The organism is Streptomyces hilarionis, assembly GCF_024539675.1.
In the GTDB taxonomy this organism is placed as follows: Bacteria; Actinomycetota; Actinomycetes; order Streptomycetales; family Streptomycetaceae; genus Streptomyces; species Streptomyces hilarionis.
In genome coordinates this window covers 26,194-42,317 of record NZ_JAHHIT010000087.1, presented here as the reverse complement: position 1 = coordinate 42,317, position 16,124 = coordinate 26,194, and the positions used below count along the sequence as shown (strand labels likewise).

At 75.8% G+C, this 16,124-nt stretch carries 13 protein-coding genes; 3 read left to right on the top strand and 10 right to left on the bottom strand.

Features of this window, described 5'->3' with window-relative positions:
- Positions 1-159: 159 nt before the first annotated feature.
- The gene (locus KMS84_RS22010) at positions 160-1,329 is read right to left on the bottom strand and encodes a phytanoyl-CoA dioxygenase family protein (RefSeq protein WP_256918130.1); all 1,170 of its coding nucleotides are present in this window, start codon (positions 1,327-1,329) and stop codon (positions 160-162) included.
- A gap of 128 nt (positions 1,330-1,457) precedes the next feature.
- On the opposite strand from KMS84_RS22010, the gene KMS84_RS22005 reads away from it, so the two are divergent.
- A complete protein-coding gene (locus KMS84_RS22005; RefSeq protein ID WP_256918129.1) occupies positions 1,458-2,492 on the top strand; it encodes a LacI family DNA-binding transcriptional regulator in 1,035 nt (344 codons plus the stop codon).
- Between the two features lie 92 nt (positions 2,493-2,584).
- On the opposite strand, the gene KMS84_RS22000 is transcribed toward KMS84_RS22005, so the two are convergent.
- Positions 2,585-3,262: a hypothetical protein gene (locus KMS84_RS22000; RefSeq protein ID WP_256918128.1), complete on the bottom strand. Its 678-nt coding sequence runs from the start codon at positions 3,260-3,262 to the stop codon at positions 2,585-2,587.
- Between the two features lie 123 nt (positions 3,263-3,385).
- The gene (locus tag KMS84_RS21995) at positions 3,386-4,555 is read right to left on the bottom strand and encodes a Gfo/Idh/MocA family protein (protein WP_256918127.1); all 1,170 of its coding nucleotides are present in this window, start codon (positions 4,553-4,555) and stop codon (positions 3,386-3,388) included.
- Positions 4,556-4,693: 138 nt separating this feature from the next.
- Here KMS84_RS21995 and KMS84_RS21990 point away from each other — a divergent pair, with 138 nt between their 5' ends.
- Positions 4,694-5,806 (top strand): LacI family DNA-binding transcriptional regulator, encoded by a 1,113-nt coding sequence (locus KMS84_RS21990; protein ID WP_256918126.1) that lies wholly within the window; start codon positions 4,694-4,696, stop codon positions 5,804-5,806.
- On the opposite strand, the gene KMS84_RS21985 is transcribed toward KMS84_RS21990, so the two are convergent.
- Positions 5,796-6,140 carry a cupin domain-containing protein gene (locus tag KMS84_RS21985; protein WP_256918125.1) on the bottom strand — a complete coding sequence of 115 codons (345 nt, stop codon included), beginning with the start codon at positions 6,138-6,140 and terminating at the stop codon, positions 5,796-5,798. The genes KMS84_RS21990 and KMS84_RS21985 overlap by 11 nt on opposite strands.
- A gap of 189 nt (positions 6,141-6,329) precedes the next feature.
- Here KMS84_RS21985 and KMS84_RS21980 point away from each other — a divergent pair, with 189 nt between their 5' ends.
- Positions 6,330-6,842, top strand: coding sequence for a hypothetical protein (locus KMS84_RS21980; protein ID WP_256918124.1), 513 nt, complete (start codon positions 6,330-6,332; stop codon positions 6,840-6,842).
- Between the two features lie 146 nt (positions 6,843-6,988).
- Here KMS84_RS21980 and KMS84_RS21975 read toward each other — a convergent pair whose 3' ends face one another.
- The 6 genes from KMS84_RS21975 to KMS84_RS21950 form a co-directional block, all read right to left on the bottom strand.
- On the bottom strand, positions 6,989-7,972 hold the full coding sequence (locus KMS84_RS21975) for an alpha/beta hydrolase fold domain-containing protein (protein WP_256918132.1): 984 nt from the start codon (positions 7,970-7,972) through the stop codon (positions 6,989-6,991).
- Between the two features lie 101 nt (positions 7,973-8,073).
- On the bottom strand, positions 8,074-9,141 hold the full coding sequence (locus KMS84_RS21970) for a class I SAM-dependent methyltransferase (RefSeq protein ID WP_256918123.1): 1,068 nt from the start codon (positions 9,139-9,141) through the stop codon (positions 8,074-8,076).
- On the bottom strand, positions 9,138-10,304 hold the full coding sequence (locus KMS84_RS21965; RefSeq protein ID WP_256918122.1) for a glycosyltransferase: 1,167 nt from the start codon (positions 10,302-10,304) through the stop codon (positions 9,138-9,140). Before KMS84_RS21965 ends, KMS84_RS21970 begins: the two co-directional genes overlap by 4 nt.
- Positions 10,301-11,128, bottom strand: a complete 828-nt coding sequence (locus KMS84_RS21960) for an alpha/beta fold hydrolase (RefSeq protein ID WP_256918121.1) — start codon at positions 11,126-11,128, stop codon at positions 10,301-10,303. Before KMS84_RS21960 ends, KMS84_RS21965 begins: the two co-directional genes overlap by 4 nt.
- A gap of 3 nt (positions 11,129-11,131) precedes the next feature.
- Complete coding sequence (locus tag KMS84_RS21955) at positions 11,132-11,458, bottom strand: acyl carrier protein (RefSeq protein WP_256918120.1); 327 nt, start codon at positions 11,456-11,458, stop codon at positions 11,132-11,134.
- Entirely contained in the window at positions 11,455-16,077 is a 4,623-nt protein-coding gene (locus KMS84_RS21950; RefSeq protein ID WP_256918119.1) for a type I polyketide synthase, read from the bottom strand. The genes KMS84_RS21955 and KMS84_RS21950 overlap by 4 nt, the downstream gene beginning before the upstream one ends.
- Positions 16,078-16,124 lie beyond the last annotated feature (47 nt).

Sequence of the window (16,124 nt, the reverse complement as noted above, 5' to 3'; positions counted from 1 at the left end):
GTGAGACCCCTTCCGCAAGTCCGCAAGACCCTCAAGGAGCTGCACGTCCCATGCGCATCGGAATCCTCGGCCTCGGCGGTTCCCGCCCGCGGGGCGCCGGGGCGGGGCGGCGGTGCGGCCGGTCTCTTCGTCGGGACGTTCCACGGGTGCCCGCTCCCGTCAGCTGACGCGGCGCTGGGCGGCCGCCCGCAGCGCGTCCCGCAGGGTGCGTGGGGTCCACTCCTCGTGCAGCGCCCGGCGCACGAGGTCGGCCTGCGAGGGCGGTGCGAGACCGTCCAGGGGCGGGTCCGCGTCCAGGTTGGTCGGAAACGGGTAGCCCTCGGCGCTCGCGGCGACGACCCGCTCCAGCCAGCCCTCGTCCACGCCCTGCGCCCGGCGCCGCAGCAGCACCGGGAAGACCGCGCCCGCCACCGCCTCCCGGTCCACCGTCTCCATCGCCCGGCCGAACGCCGAGGACACCTGGAGCAGGTTGGCCGTGCGGCGCACGTCGTCGGTGCGGTTGTGGCCCGCCGCGTGCAGCACGGCCGGGTTGAAGAAGACCGCGTCCCCCTGGGACAGGGGGAGCTGCACCCGGTGGGCGGCGAAGTACGCCTGGAACTCCGGCAGCCGCCAGGCCAGATAGCCCGGCTCGTACGTCTGCGAGTACGGCAGGTACAGCGTGGGGCCCGTCTCCACCGGCATGTCGCCGTGCGCGACCGCCCCCTGGAGGGTGAGCACGGGGGAGAGCCGGTGGACGTGCGCCGGGTAGGCGGCGGCGGTGTCGGCGGCGAGGAACCCCAGGTGGTAGTCGCGATGGGCGCGCTGCGCCGCGCCGCCGGGGTTGACCACGTTGACCTGGGCGGTCACCTGGTAGGCGGGGCCCAGCCAGGCCCGGGAGGCGAGCGCGAGGACGTCGTTGGCGTAGTAGTCCGCGAACGTCTCGGGGTCGTACAGCGCGGTCTTCTCCAGGGCGTTCCAGACGCGGTCGTTGGCGCCGGGCGCGGCGAAGTGGTCGCCGGCCGCGGCGCCCGAGGCGCGCTGCTCCGCGATCAGCGCCTCGAAGACGGCGGTGGCGCGGTCGACGACCGCCGGGTCGAAGGCGCCCCGGAAGAGCACCACGCCGGGGCCGTCGGAGAAGGCGCGCACCAGCTCGGCCCGCACCTCCCGGTCCGCCCCGGCGCCCGCCGCCCGCAGCCGCTCGCTGTCGTAGACGAGGACGCCGCACTCGACCGAGGCGGCGTGCGGGTAGTCGGCGAGGTCGGTGCCGCGCTCGACGAGGGCGCGCAGGTCGTCGAGGTCGCACGGCTGCTCGGTCGGCCAGGCACGGTCGCGGGTGGAGGTGAAGGACATCGTCGTCCCTTCGATGACTGCTCGGTGACAGCGGCGGCTCGGTGCTGTCATTCTTGTCAGTACAAACCCGTCGAACAACCAGCAGGCAGCCCTCAAAAACCCCTCAAGCCGACCTTCCAGGAGCCTTCGTGGGCCACCCCTTCCCGCTGCGCGAGATCGCACGTCAGGCCGGTCTCAGCGAGGCCACCGTGGACCGCGTGCTCAACGGCAGGGGCGGGGTGCGGGACTCCACCGCGCGGGAGGTGCGCCGGGCCATCGCCGATCTCGACCGGCAGCGCACCCAGGTCAGACTCGTCGGCCGCACCTTCATGGTCGACATGGTGATGCAGGCGCCGGAACGGTTCACCACGGCCGTCCGGTCCGCGCTGGAGGCGGAGCTGCCGTCCCTGCACCCGGCCGTGCTGCGGTCCCGCTTCCACTTCCGCGAGACCGGGCCCGTCCGGGAACTGGTGGAGATCCTGGACCGGACGGCCCGGCGCGGCTCGCAGGGCGTCATCCTCAAGGCGCCGGACGTCCCCGAGGTCACCGCCGCCGTGGGCCGGCTGACCGCCGCCGGCATTCCCGTCGTCACCCTGGTCACCGACCTGCCCGCGAGCGCGCGCCTCGCCTACGTCGGCATCGACGACCGCGCCGCCGGGGCCACCGCCGCCTATCTCACGGCCCAGTGGCTGGGGGACCGTCCCGGGAACGTGCTGACCAGCCTGAGCAGCGGCTCCTTCCGCAACGAGGAGGAGCGCGAGATGGGGTTCCGCAGCCACATGCGCGCCCGCCGTCCGGAGCGCGCGCTCGTCGAGATCGCCGGGGGGCAGGGCCTGGACGCCACCCAGTACGACCTCGTCCGGGCCGCCCTGCGACGCGACCCGGCGATCCGCGCCGTGTACTCCATCGGCGGCGGCAACATCGCCACCCTGCGGGCCTTCGCCGACCTCGGCCGCGCCTGCGACGTGTTCGTGGCCCACGACCTCGACCACGACAACACCGCGCTGCTGCGCGAGCACCGGCTGTCCGCCGTCCTCCACCACGATCTGCGGCACGACGTGCGCGAGGCCTGCCACACCGTGATGCGGGCGCACGGCGCGCTGCCCCCGGCCGGACCCCGGCTGCCGTCGGCCATCCAGGTGGTCACCCCGTACAACATGCCGCCCGAGGGGGCGGCCGGCTGACGCGGCCGCCCCCTCGGGCGTGTGCTCCCGCTCGGCGTCCCGGGCCCAGGCTTCGCGTGGACGGCCGGGGAGGGCCGGGCGGGCGGGGCGCCTCAGGGGCGCAGCGCGGGCGACGGGCCCGACGCGCCCGCCGGGGCCACCCGGGCCGCACCGCGGTACACCGCGATGCCCACCGCCAGCAGCCAGTAGCTGAGGACGGCCCCCATCAGCGCCGTCGTGCCCCAGCCGTTCGCCGCGTAGAAGAACGCGGGGTCGTTGCCGAAGAACAGCGACGGCACGAAGAGGAGGTTGACCGCCGCCAGGGCGTACGCGGAGCGCCCGGTCCAGCGCGGCAGCACACCGCTGCGGACGACCGCGTGGCCGAACGCCGCCAGGAACAGCCCCAGCATGAGGCGGGAGATCGACCCGTAGAGGATGTAGGTGCCGCTGACGTCGATCGTCGGGTCGATCGAGTGGTCGACGGCGATGACCGCGCCCGCCTCCAGACCCATCGAGACCAGGGTGACGGTGGCGTAGACGAGCCCGGTGGACAGGGCGATCGAGCCGAGCCAGCCGTGTTCGGGCGCGACCCGGGCGACGAGTTCGCGGAACGCGGTGAAGAACACGACCAGGCCGGCCAGCGCGACGATGCCGAGCAGCAGCCGGGACAGGACGTTCGCGTCCGGCGGCGGGCCGGAGTAGACGAAGTACAGTGGCACCTCGACGATGAGGACGATCGCGGCGACGAGGGCCGCGAGGCCGGTCGTGCGGCGGGCGACGGCTTCGGACATGGGGTTCCCCCGAGTTCTCGGTGTGACGCTGCGGCGCCGGCGTCCGTGTTTCGCCGGCCCCTGAAGCGTGCCGTCCGACGGGGCCCGCCGTCCCTGGGCCTGGGGACCGAACCCGGGGTGGTGCTACCGCCACCCCCCGGGGTGCACGTCCGCCCAGCCGCCGTCGCGCACGGACCGGGTCATCGCGTCCAGCACGCTCGCGCTGTGCACGGCGTCGGCGAGCGTCGCCCCGTGCGGGACGCCCTCGGCGACCGAGCGCAGGAAGCGGTACGCCTCGACGACCTTGAGGTCGTCGTAGCCCATGGCGTTCGCGGCGCCCGGCTGGAAGGCCCCGAACTCGCCGTCGCCCGGACCGACGAACACCGTGCTGACGGGCTGGTCCTGATAGGCCGTGCCGCGGCTGACGCCCAGCTCGTTCATCCGCCGGAAGTCCCAGAACACCGCGCCCTTGGTGCCGTGCACCTCGAAGCCGTAGTTGTTCTGCTCGCCGACGGAGACCCGGCAGGCCTCCAGGACGCCCCGGGCGCCGGAGGCGAACCGCAGCAGACAGCTGACGTAGTCCTCGTTCTCGACCCGCCCGAGCGTGCCGCCCGCGGCCCGGGCGTGGCCCGCGGTCGCGCCCGCCGGCCGGGCCCGCTCGGGCACGAAGACCGCTGTGTCGGCCGTCAGCGCGGTGATGTCGCCGAGCAGGAAACGGGCCAGGTCGGCGCCGTGCGACGCCAGGTCGCCCAGCACGCCGCTGCCGCCGCGCTCACGTTCGTAGCGCCAGGTCAGCGCGCCGTCGGGATGCGCAGCGTAGTCGCTGAAGAGCCGGATGCGGACATGGGTGAGCGCGCCGAGCTCGCCGGACGCGATCAGGTCCCGGGCCGCCTCGACGGCCGGGGCGTTGCGGTAGTTGAAGCCGACCGCGCCCTGGACGCCCGCCGCGGCCACCGCGTCCGCGACGGCTCGCGCGTCCTCGACCGTGAGACCCACGGGCTTCTCGATCCAGAGGTGCTTGCCGGCCTCGGCCATGGCGACGCCGATCTCACGGTGCAGGAAGTTCGGCGCGGTGACGCTGACGGCGCCCACGCGCGGGTCGGCGGCGACCTCCCGCCAGTTGCGGGTGGTGGCGGTGAAGCCGAACCGTTCGGCCGCCTCCTCGGCCCGGCCGGGGACCTCCTCGGCGACGACGACCAGCTCCGGCCGCAGGGCGAGCTCCGGATAGTGGTGCCGGACCCGGGCGTAGGCCTGGGTGTGCACCCGGCCCATCCAGCCGAACCCGACGACGGCGACACCGAGCGCGTCCACCATGACGGCTCCTCTCAGCCCAGCGGACTTATTAGACCGGTCCATGCCTTGTCCAAGTCACCCTGAGGGGGCTCTGAACAGACTGTCAAGGGTCGTACGCCCGATTGACATCCGGTGGGGCGATATGGAACGGTCCAAGTCATGAGACCACCGACCATCCGCGACGTCGCCGACCGCGCGGGCGTGTCCAAATCGCTGGTCTCGCTCGTGCTGCGCGGCTCCGGGCAGGTGCGTGCGGAGAAGCGGGAGGCCGTCCTGCGCGCCGTGCGCGAGCTCGGCTACCGGCCCAACACGGCGGCGCGCACCCTCGGCGAGACCCGCACCCTCGGCGAGGCGGGCGCCTCCGGTGAGGCCGGCCCCCTCCCGTCCCTGCGGCGGCGTTCCGGCGGGGGCGGGGGGACGAGGGCGCCCCTGGTCGGCGTCGTGCTGCACGACCTGCGCAACCCCTGGTACGTCGACCTCGTGGACGGCCTCAACTCCCTGTTGCACGCGAGCGGCCTGCACATGCTGCTCGCCGACGCGCGTCTGAACCGCCGCGTCGGACAGGACCCGGCCGGCTCCTTCCTGGACCTGGGAGCGGACGGACTGGTGGTCGTCGGCACCCTGCCCGACCCGGCGGCGCTGGACGCGGTCGCCGAGCGGATCCCGGTCGTCGTCGCGGGCGCCCGCGAACCCGTCCCGCCGGGCGTCGACGTGGTCGCGGGGGACGACGAGCAGGGCGCGCGGCTGGCCACCGAGCACCTTCTCGCGCTCGGCCACCGCCGGATCGCGCACATCGCGGGCTACGGCGCGGTCGGCGAGCTGCGCCGGCGCAGCTTCGAGGCGGTGATGCGGGCGCACGGGGCGCGGGGGGCCCTGGTCGAGCCCAGCGACATGACCGAGGAGGGCGGGCACCGCGCCGCCGTGCGGCTGCTGGCCCGCGCCGACCGGCCGACCGCCGTGTTCGCCGTCAACGACATCGCCTGCGTGGGCGCGCTGTCGGCGGCCGAGGAGCTGGGCCTGAGCGTGCCCCGCGACCTCTCCGTGGTCGGCTACGACAACACCAGCACGTCGCGGCTGCGCCACCTGTGGCTGACCACCGTGGACAACGCCGGCCACGAGGTCGGCCGCCGGGCGGCCCGCTGCCTCCTCGACCGGATCGAGGGGCGCGGGGGAGCGGGGCGGGTGCAGCTGGCCGCGCCGCTGCTGGAGATCCGCGGGACGACGGCGACGGCCCCGGCGGCCGGTCCCGCGGACCGGGCGCTCACCGACTGATCGCGTAGGCCTTGCGCAGCGTCTCGTGGACCGTCCACGTCGTGCGGTCGCCCTCGCGCAGCACCGCCATGTCGCCGGGGCCCACCGTCAGGACGGGGCCGCCCTCGATCGCGATCGTCGCCGACCCGCTGATCACGACGAACAGCTCGTCGGCCTCGGTGTCGGTGACCACGCCCGGTGTGATCTGCCAGATCCCCCGGAGCTGCCGGCCGTCGTCGGACTCCCACACCACCTTGCCGCTCACCTCGGGCGTGCCGGACAGGATCTGGGCCGGATCGAGCGGGTCGGGTTCGAGGTCGGCGTCGGGGACGTGCAGAGCGAAGCTGTGAGTCATGCGGTGACCCTAACGAGCGGATCCGCCCCCACGGGGTGGACACCGTGTGTGGTGCGGGCGCCGCGCGTGCGGCAGTTCGTCGGCCCGGGACCCGCCGGCGGACCGGCCGCGAAAGGCGGCCGCGACCGGCGCGCCCGGCGGGAGCGGCGGGACTGGCGGGCGGTCCGGGGGCGGGTGATCGTGGGGATCATGACGGACGACACGGCGGCCGGGGACCGCGAGCACCCGCACGACACCCGCGAGGCCGTCCTCTTCGGCGGCGTCTACGGCGCGGTGCTGGCCAGCTCGATGGTCGCCGCGCTCACCCAGTACGGGCACACCTCGCAGCACAGCCGCCGCTACGACGCGGCCTGGCTCCTGGTGACGGCGCTCGCCTCCGCCCTCGCGCACGGCTACGCGCACTACATCGCCGAGCGCGCCCCGCACCGGCGCGGGGACGCGCTGCGCGCCCTGCGCGACGAGTGGCCCCTGGTCGCGGCGGTCGTGCCGACGGTGCTGGTGCTGGCGGGCGCGGGCGTCGGCTGGTGGCCGGCGAACGGCGTCGAGTACCCGGCGTTCGCCCTCAACATCGCCCTGCTCTTCGGCCTGGGGCTGCTCACCGCGCGCTGGTCGCACCGGTCGTGGGCGGCGGCGGTGCTGATCGGGGCGGTGGACGCGCTGCTCGGGGTGTTCGTGGTGGTGGCGAACGCGGTCATCAAGTAGGGCCGGGGCGAGCAGGGGCCGGACGCTCGTCCGCCCCCCGTCCGCGCGGTGCTCCCCGGGCGGCGGCCGCCCGGCCCGACGACGGTGCGCGGCGGCGACCCCGCCGGCCGGCCGTCGCTCAGTGGCCCGCCGCCCCTCGACCCCGGTCAGCCGTCGGCCGCCCCGCCGTCGGCTGTCGCGCCGTCGGCCGGCGCCGGGGCCTCGGTGGCCTGTCGGACGTGCCGGGCGATCAGCGCGTAGACGCGGCGGGCCCGCTCGTCGTCCTGGGCGTCGTAGCCGTGGTCGGCGCCGGCGACGTCGTGGTGCTCGACGAGGGCGCCGGCCGCGTCCAGCCGCTCGGCGTAACGGACGGCCTCGTTCCGCAGGAGGTCGTGCTCGGCGGTGATCACCAGCGCCGGGGTGATGCCCGTCAGGTCGGCGGTGTCCGACGCGCCGGCGGGGGAGACGAGGCGGTGGGCGCGCTCGCGGGCGTCCGGCACGTAGGCCGCGTCGAAGACCTCCGCCATCCAGGGGCGCAGCACCGGCCTGGCGACGGCGGCCCGCTTGTCCCGGCCGGGGGTCGCGAGGTCCAGCGGCGGATAGTGCAGCACCTGGAGCGCGATCGGCGGCCCGCCCCCTTCGTGGGCCTGGCGGGCCACGGCCGCGGCGAGCGCGCCGCCCGCGCTCTGCCCGCCCACCGTGAGCCGCCCGCCGTCCCAGCCGTGCTCGGCGCCGTGCTCGGCCACCCAGCGCACGACCTCGTACGCCTGGATGGGCGGGGCCGGGAACGGATGCTGCGGGGCGACGACGTACCGGACGTTGACCACGACCACCCCCGCCTCCACGGCGAGGAAGCGGCAGAGCGCGTCGTCGATCGCCGGCATCGACAGGACGTAGCCGCCGCCGTGGAAGTTGACGTGCACGGGAGGCGGGGACGCCGTTCCGGCGGGCGGCGCGTACACGGTGACCGGCGCGGGGGCCACGGACGTGGGGACGGTCGACTCGGTGACGTCACGCGGGTACGCGGGGAACCGGGCCTGCCGGGCCGCCGTCGATCCCGGGCCGCCCGAGCGGCGGCTCGCCAGCCGGGTGAGGCTCTGAAGGGTCTTGGCGGCGTGGGCGGCCACCGCGGGTCTGGCCAGGATGGACATGCGGATTCCGTTCGTCGGGCTGCGACCGTCGATCGGCAGGATTCCTGTCGATGGCACGCGCGAAAGCTAGCACGGCGACTCCCGCGCGCGCACCTGTCGGGTCAGTCCCGCCGGGCCACGATCCGGTAGGCGTTCGACACCCCCAGCCGCCGGGACAGCGGCCGCACCGCGAACCGGTCGAGCAGGGTGCCCGCCACCAGCGCCGGGATCCCGGCGATCAGCAGCGCCGCGCGCAGCGCGCGCCGCGCGGCGTTCGGCGGCCCGGGCAGCCAGGGCGCGTCGTCGCGCGGGGCCGCGTGGTCCAGCGCCAGCCAGACGGCGGCCAGCAGGTCCACCGGGTCGTGCGGCTCGGCGTGCTGCTCGGCCACCACCGTGAAGCCCAGCTCCCGCAGGCGTGCGCGAAGGTTGGCCACCGGCACGAAGTGCAGGTGCTGGGGCTGAAGCCAGGGCAGCCACCAGCGGCCCAGGAGCCGGGCGTAGCGGCTCTCGGGATCCGGCACCTCGACGAGGAGGTGACCGCCGGGGCGCACCGTCTCGTGCGCGGCGCGCAGTTCGCGGTCGGGGTCGGTGCTGTGCTCCAGGTAGTGGAACATGCTCACCACGTCGTAGCGGCCCGCCAGTTCGGGCGCGAGGCCGGGGAAGTCCCCCCGGTAGCCGCGCTCCACCCGGCCCTCCCGCTCGGCGAGTTCGGCCCCGTCGGTGAAGTCGAGCCCGTCGAACGCGGTGTGGGGCAGCACGTCGCGGGCGGTCGCGCAGAAGTGGCCGTGCCCGGTGCCGACGTCCAGCCATGTCTTCGGCGCGGGGTCGTGCGCCAGCATCGACTCGGCCCGCCCCCGGTACATCGCCGTCCGGCTCCCGAAGGTGTCGCCGAGCTTCTTCTCGCCCAGCCCGTCGTAGAAGTCCCGGTAGTAGAACTCCAGGCCCCGCTCGTTCAGCCGCGGGTTCTGGAAGGTGTGCCCGCAGTCCTCGCAGCGGTCGAGGACGAACCGGCCCGGCTTGTGCTGGAGCAGGTCCGTGGTGCGCAGCCGGAGGGTCAGCCGCGCCGACCCGCACCAGGGGCAGGTGGTGCGCCGGGGCTCGAAGAAGCCGTCCGGGCCGGCGGCGATGTCCGCCTGGTAGCCGGGTCGCAGCTCGGCGATCCGCGCGGCGCGCTCGCTCTTCTCGCTCATCGTGACTCCCTGGCCAGTTCGTCGAGTCGGGCCGCGGCGGCCGGGGCGCCGCCCGCGGCGCGGAACGCCGTGCCGATCCGGTCGGCCGCGGCGCGGTGCGCGCGGTCGTCGAGGACGGTGTCGACCGCCGCGCCGAGCTGCCGGGCGGCGACCCGGCCGAACCGCACCCGCACCCCGGCCCCCGCGGCCACGACCTGCCCGGCCACGACCGGCTGGTCGTCACGGATGGGGGCCACCACCAGCGGCGTCCCGTGCCACAGGGCCTCGCACACGCTGTTGTGCCCGGCGTGGCAGACCATCGCGTCGACTCCCCTTTCCAGCAGCGCGAGTTGGGGCACGGACGGGACGACCAGCACGTCCTTGTCCTCGGCGTGCGCCGGCAGCGTGCCGCCGGGGTCGACGATCACCGCCTGCACCCGGTCGGCCCGCTCGCGCAGCGCGTCGCGGCACACGTCGAGGAACCGGCCGCCGACGTCGGCGTTCGCGGTGCCCAGCGTGACCAGGACGGCGCCGCGGCCGGGGTCGAGCCATTCCCAGGGGAAGTCCGCCGCGGCCGGCCGGGACGTGATCGACGGCCCCACCCAGCAGACCCCGTCGGGCCCGTCGCCCGCCAGTTCCGGTGTGCTGAAGGCGAGGACGAGATGCGGGGAGAAGCGGGGGTCGGCGGTCGCGGCCGGATCGCCGACGGACTCGCGCAGCGCGGCCAGCCGCCCGCGCAGCCATGCGGCCACCTTGGGCAGCCCGGCGAGCGGATCGGTGAACTCCGCCGACGTGGTCGCCGAGGTCGCCCACGGCAGGCCCAGCCGCTCCGCGACCAGCGCCCCGGCGAACGCCTGCTGGTCGGCGACGACGACGTCCGGCCGGAACGCCTCGACGGCGGCCCGGACCCCCGGGGCCATCGCCTCGGCCAGCGGCAGCAGGTACCACTCCCACAGGAACTTCAGCGCCTCCGGCCCGCGCAGGTCGGCGGGCCGCTCGCCCTGCGGCGCTGCGGCGCAGGGCAGAACGGGGCCGGCCGCGGGGCCCGCCAGCCGGGTGACCAGCGCCGGATCGGGACAGGTCCAGGCCACCCGGTGGCCGCGGGCGGTGAGTTCGGCGGCGACGCCGACGGCCGGGTTGATGTGCCCCGTCAACGGCGGCACCACGAAGAGGAACCGGCTCATCCGGCCGCCTCCGCCGCCACCCGCCCGGTCGGACGCCCCGCCTCCTCGACGAGCCCGAGGACGTGCCCGCCGACCGTCCCCGATGCCTCCACCAGGACCGAGTGCTCGTGACCGGGGATCACCACGGTCCGGCAGTCCGGCAGCGCCGACTCCAGCCAGGGCGCGAGCTCGGCGAGGTCGGAGTCGCCGCCGTACAGGCCGAGCACCGGGCAGCGCACCGCGGCTATCTGACTGTCCGTCAGCACGCGGCTGGCGGGGATGTCCCGGCCGAGGCTGGTGTCCCGGGCCAGTCTGGCCGCGCCCTTGGCCAGGCGCGCGGTGTTGTGCCCGCGGTGGGCGGAGATCCAGCGGATCGCGTCGGGCTCGTTGTGGGCGAGCTCGGTGACGACGCGGTCCAGGATGCCGCCGATCTTCACGGCCCAGGCCGCGGTGGCCGGCTCCGACTCGACGAGGCTGACGCTCGCCGCCCGCTCCGGGCGCCGCGCGGCGAAACCGAAGGCGATCGTGCCGCCGTAGGAGTTGCCGACCAGATGCACGGGGCCGGTCACCGCCAGCCGGTCGAGGAGGGCCTCCAGATCGTCGATGTTGTCGTCCAGCGTGTACCCGTGCGCCGGGCGTTCGCTGCGCCCGTGCCCGCGCAGGTCGTACATGACGACGTCGAGCCCGGCGGCCGCGAACGCCGGCGCGACGGTGAAGTAGTAGCTCGCGAGGCTGTCGGTGAGCAGACCGTGCACCAGCACCACGGTGGCGGTGGCAGGCCGGCCCGCCCGGGGGCCGATCCGCTGGACGTGCAACCGGACGGCGCCGGTGTCGACCATCGCCATGACTCAGCTCGCCTCCGTGGCCTTCAGGCTGGTCACGACGTACTCGACCAGCCGTCCGACGGTCAGCTCGATGATCTCGTCGAACTCCATGTCCGCCAGGAACTCGGCGAAGTTGACCCGCTCCCCGTAGCGTTCCTGGAGCAGCCCGGCCAGGGTGACGAGATCGATGCTCTCCAGTTCCAGGTCGCGGTTGAAGGTCGTCGCCATGCCGATCTCGACGTCGTCGAGGCCGTACTCGTCCTCCAGGAGGCGCGCCAGCATGGCGGTGAGGTCGGCGAGGACGGACGCCTCGTCGGCACAGACGGGGGTGCGGGGGGTGGGGGATGTCATCGGGCGTCGTACTCCTCAGCGGTCGGTTGTCCCGTCGTCCATGCCACGACGTAGGCGCGCTCCGGCAGGCGGGGCGGGTTGGCCGCCGGTGCGCAGTGCACGGGGTAGGCGCGTTCCAGGCGGCCCGCGACGGTCAGCCGGTCGCCGGCCGGCGCCGCGTCGAGCACGGCGAAGTCCCGCGGCCGGCCGGCGAATCCGGAGCCCTCGGCCTTGGCGACCGCCTCCTTCGCCGCCCAGAAGCGCGTGAACCACAGGGCCTCGCCCTCACCCGTGCGCGCCGACAGGCCGCGCAGCAGCCGCAGTTCGTCGGCGCCGAGGGCGGCGGCCATGGCCTGCGGGGCGCGGTCGACGACCTCCTCGACGTCGATCCCCGGGCCGGGGCCGGGCCGGTGCGGCCGCACGATCGCCACGGCCGCCTCCGCGCAGTGGGCCAGCGAGACGTCCAGCGCGGGCAGGACCCTGCCGTGCACCCCGGTGACGTGCGGGCGGCCCCAGTCGTCGTTGTGCACCCGCAGCTCCGCCGGGAAGACCGGCCCCTCGCCCCGGTCCCACAGCCATCGCCGCACGGCGTCCTTGACGGCGATCCGGCCCAGCAGCCACTGCCGGCGCCCGCGCGGAGCGTGCCGCGCGTACTCGGCGCGCTCCGCGCCACCCAGGGAGTTGCGCATGATCAGCTCGCGGGACGCCAGGTCCGGCCACCGCTCGTGCAGCAGCAGCCAGCCGCCCGGCCGCGCCTCGGACAGGGTGTGGCGCTCGGGGAAGCGCTCGACGGGCCGGGTCTGCGGGTCGTTGTCGAAGCGGCGGTCCTGCCAGCCGTACAGCTCCGCCCACACCGTCCCCCCGACCGTCAGCTGGACGTCGGCCTCCAGGACCGTGTCGGTGAGCGAGGTGATCCGCACCAGGGCGCCCACCTCCGTGCCCGGCGCCGGATGCGGCCCGTAGAACCGCATCTCCCGCATCCCCACCGGGAACACCACGGTCCGCTCGGTCCGGGTCGCCATGATCCAGTAGCCGAGGATCTGGCCGACGTTGTCCAGCAGCGCGCCGGGCGCGGCGGGGGTGCGCAGCCGTCCGCGCACATGGCGTTCGCCGATCGCGGTGAGCTCGTCGACCCCCTGGAACGCGGGGCCGTGGAACATCCAGCGTTCGGTGTAGAGCTGGGCGGCGGTGTGGTCCGGGGCGCGCTCGGCGCCGGGGACGGGCCAGGGGGCGGGCGGCGGGACGGGGTGTGCGGCGGCGAGTTCCACCGTGGCGCGGGCGCGGGGACCGAAGGAGACGGCGAGACGGCCCGGCTCCCCGGGCGTCACGGTCACGGGCACGTCGACGGCCGGGGTGGCGGTGAGCCACTCCTCGAAGCGCGCGCCGTGCACGGCGACCGCCACCTCGCCGGGGGCCGCGTCCAGGGCCGCGTCCACGATGTGCTGCACGATCGTCGTCGCCGGGACGACCGGCCAGCGGTCGGCCGGCTCGGGCCAGCCGGGCCGCTGCGGGAAGAAGCAGTGGTCCAGCAGGTACGGCATCGTGTCGGGGGAGACGCGGACGGTCGTGCGCCGCGGCTCCCCCCGCGGGGGCGCGCCGGGGGCGGGGACCGGGGTGCGGGTGGGCGGCGGCCCGGGCGGCGAACCGTCCGCCGGAACTGCCCGCCCCGCCCGACCTGCTTGACCTGCCCGGCCCGCCGGGGCCGTCGTCCGTGCGGACAGCAGGGCGGCGGCCGTGTCCGCGGTCTCGCGCAGCAGGGCGCTCAGTTCGGCGGCCATCGGGGAGCCGTCGGCGAACGCGTCCAGCGGCGACGGGCCGGCCGGGCCCCGCGCGGGGCCGGACGCCCTCGACGTCCGGCGCGGACCGCCTTCCGGTCCGCCCCGCGGCCCGCCGCGCAGTTCGGCCCGCAGGTCGGCGAGCCGTCCGGGGGCCAGGGACACCAGGGCGCCGTCCAGGTCCAGCCGCACCGGCGGACGCCGGCCCGCGGACGCCTTGTCGACCGGGCGCAGGGAGGGCGCCACCGGCGAACCCGCGGTCCACAGGGCGGTGGCCACCCGGCGCAACTGGGCGAGGCCCCCGCGGTGGGGCGAGTTCGCGGCGACCACCAGATGGTCGTGGGCGCCCAGCGTGTCCCCGACGAGCGAACCGAGCTGCCCCGGGCCGACCTGGACGAACACCCGGTGGCCCGCCGCGTGCAGGGCCTCGGTCAGCCGGCGGAAGCGCACCGGTTCCAGCAGGTGCCGCACGAACAGGGCGCGGATGCCCGCCTCGTCGCCGGGGAACGGCTCGGCGGTGGTGCCCGACCAGAGCGGGGTGTGCGGCGGGTGCAGCCGGAAGCGGCGGGCGGCCTCCTCGATCGGCGCCAGATGGGGCCGCAGCATCGGCGTGTGGAAGCCCGACCGGAACGGCAGCACCTGGCCGAGGACGCCCTGGGCGCGCCGCGCCCGCACGAAGTCCTCCACGGCGCTCTGCGGACCGCACACCATCGACTGGCCCGGGGCGTTGTCGTGGGACAGGACCAGACCCGCCCGGTCCCCGCCCTCGTCGCGCAGGGCGGCCAGGACGCTCTCGGCGGACGCGCCGATCGCGCCGAAGGCCAGGCCGGGCACCGTCACCGAGTCCGGGTCGAAGGCGCTCATGAACGCGTCGACCTCGTCGCCCGCGTACACGCCGGCCGCGGTCATGGCCGTCCACTCGCCCACGCTGTGCCCGGCGACCGCGTCGGGCACGATCCCCATGCGGCGCAGGGCCGCGTCGAGGAGGCGGCCGACGGCGACCACGCCGAAGCCGTGCCGGCCCACGTCGGCGGTGCGGCCGGCGTCGACCGTGACGCCGGGCAGCCCGAAGTGGGCGGCCACGTCGTCGACCTGCGGGGTGAACTCGCCCTCCAGGCCGGGGAAGAGGAACGCCAGCCTGCCGTGCCCGGTGCCCAGCAGCGGGCCGGGCCGGAACCAGACGTCGCTGCGGCCGTGCCAGGGCCGCTCCCGGAGCACCGCGCGACGGGCCAGGGCGAGCCGCTTGGCCGTCGGGTCGACGATGCCGAGACGCGCGGGCCCGGCCTGCGGGTGCGGGCGGTCCGCGTCGAGGCCGGCGGCCCGCACGGCGGCGTCGTCGGCGTCGAGGAGGGCGGCCAGGCGGGCCGGGGCGTCGGCGGCGAGCAGCAGCACCCGCTCGGGCTCGGCGACCCGCAGGTCCGGTCGGCCCGGCGCCTGCGCACGGCGCGCGCGGGCGCCCGGCGCCTCCTCCAGCACCACGTGCGCGTTGATCCCGCCGAACCCGAAGGCGTTGACGGCGGCGCGGCGCACGGGCCGGTGCGCGTCGGTCTCCCAGTCGGCCGCCTTCTCCAGGGTGCGGAAGCGGGTGCGGGCCAGGGCGGGGTGCGGGTCGTCGCAGTGCAGGGTCGGCAGGAGCACGCCGTGGTGGACGGCGAGCGCGGCCTTGACCAGCCCGGCCACCCCCGCGGCCGGCATGGCGTGCCCGATCATCGACTTCACCGACCCCAGCACCGCGTCGCCGTCGCCGGGCCCGAACACCTCGGCCAGCGTGGTCAGTTCGGCCCCGTCGCCCGCCGGGGTCGCGGTGCCGTGCGCCTCCAGCAGGCCGAGCGAGCCGGGTTCGGCGGGGTCGAGCCCGGCCGCCCGCCACGCCTGGCGCACCGCCTGCGCCTGGCCGCCCGGATCGGGGTTCACGAGACCGGCCGCCCGGCCGTCGCTGGCCACGCCGGTGCCCCGGATCACGGCGTAGATCCTGTCCCCGGCACGCTCGGCGTCGGCCAGCCTCTTGAGGACGACGACGCCGGTCCCCTCGCCGATCAGGATGCCGTCGGCGTCCCGGTGGAAGGGGCGGATGCGCTGACTGGGGGAGAGGGCGCGCAGCTGGGAGAACACGCTCCACAGGGTGATGTCGTGGCAGTGGTGGACGCCTCCGGCGAGCATCATGTCGCAGCGCCCCGAGGCGAGTTCGCCCACCGCCTGGTCCACCGCGACCAACGACGAGGCGCAGGCGGCGTCCACCGTGTAGGCGGGTCCGCGCAGGTCGAGCCGGTTGGCGACCCGGGAGGCGGCGAGGTTGGGCACCAGGCCGATCGCCGACTCCGGGCTGTCCGGACCGAGCCGTTCGGTGAACGCGGCACGCACCCGGTCGAGTTGGTCGCCGGTCAGGTCCGGCAGCAACTCGCCCAGGGTGCGTACCAGTTGACCGGCGGTGCGGACCCGCTGGTCCAGCCGCACCAGCCCGGGGGTGAGGTAGCCGCCGCGGCCGAGGACCACGCCGACCTTCCCCCGGTCGGGGAGACGGTCCGCGCCGCCCGCGTCGTCGAGGGCCGCCGAGGCCACGTGCAGCGCGATCAGCTGGTCGGGCTCGGTCCCGGCCACCGAGTGGGGCATGATGCCGAACCGGGTGACCTCCACCTGGGCGAGCCCGTCCACGAACCCGCCCCGGCGGGCGTAGACCCGGTCCGCGACGGCCGGGTCGGAGGCCGTGCCCGGCCGGTAGAACCCGGCGTCCCAGCGTCCCTGCGGCGCCTCGCCGATCGCGTCCACGCCGTCGCGCAGGTTGCGCCAGTAGGCGTCCAGGTCGGCGGCGCCCGGCAGCAGCACCGCCATCCCGACGATGGCCACGGGCGTCTGACGTGCCGTCATCGCCGTCATCGCCGTCGTGTCGTCGTGGGGTCGGGGCGAACCCACCG

Bases quoted from the DNA above. Each gene is read 5' to 3' on its own strand.
- KMS84_RS22010 (WP_256918130.1), bottom strand. From the start codon at position 1,329: ATGTCCTTCACCTCCACCCGCGACCGTGCCTGGCCGACCGAGCAGCCG.
- KMS84_RS22000 (WP_256918128.1), bottom strand. From the start codon at position 3,262: ATGTCCGAAGCCGTCGCCCGCCGCACGACCGGCCTCGCGGCCCTCGTC.
- KMS84_RS21995 (WP_256918127.1), bottom strand. From the start codon at position 4,555: ATGGTGGACGCGCTCGGTGTCGCCGTCGTCGGGTTCGGCTGGATGGGC.
- KMS84_RS21990 (WP_256918126.1), top strand. From the start codon at position 4,694: ATGAGACCACCGACCATCCGCGACGTCGCCGACCGCGCGGGCGTGTCC.
- KMS84_RS21985 (WP_256918125.1), bottom strand. From the start codon at position 6,140: ATGACTCACAGCTTCGCTCTGCACGTCCCCGACGCCGACCTCGAACCC.
- KMS84_RS21980 (WP_256918124.1), top strand. From the start codon at position 6,330: ATGACGGACGACACGGCGGCCGGGGACCGCGAGCACCCGCACGACACC.
- KMS84_RS21975 (WP_256918132.1), bottom strand. From the start codon at position 7,972: ATGTCCATCCTGGCCAGACCCGCGGTGGCCGCCCACGCCGCCAAGACC.
- KMS84_RS21970 (WP_256918123.1), bottom strand. From the start codon at position 9,141: ATGAGCGAGAAGAGCGAGCGCGCCGCGCGGATCGCCGAGCTGCGACCC.
- KMS84_RS21965 (WP_256918122.1), bottom strand. From the start codon at position 10,304: ATGAGCCGGTTCCTCTTCGTGGTGCCGCCGTTGACGGGGCACATCAAC.
- KMS84_RS21960 (WP_256918121.1), bottom strand. From the start codon at position 11,128: ATGGCGATGGTCGACACCGGCGCCGTCCGGTTGCACGTCCAGCGGATC.
- KMS84_RS21955 (WP_256918120.1), bottom strand. From the start codon at position 11,458: ATGACATCCCCCACCCCCCGCACCCCCGTCTGTGCCGACGAGGCGTCC.
- KMS84_RS21950 (WP_256918119.1), bottom strand. From the start codon at position 16,077: ATGACGGCACGTCAGACGCCCGTGGCCATCGTCGGGATGGCGGTGCTG.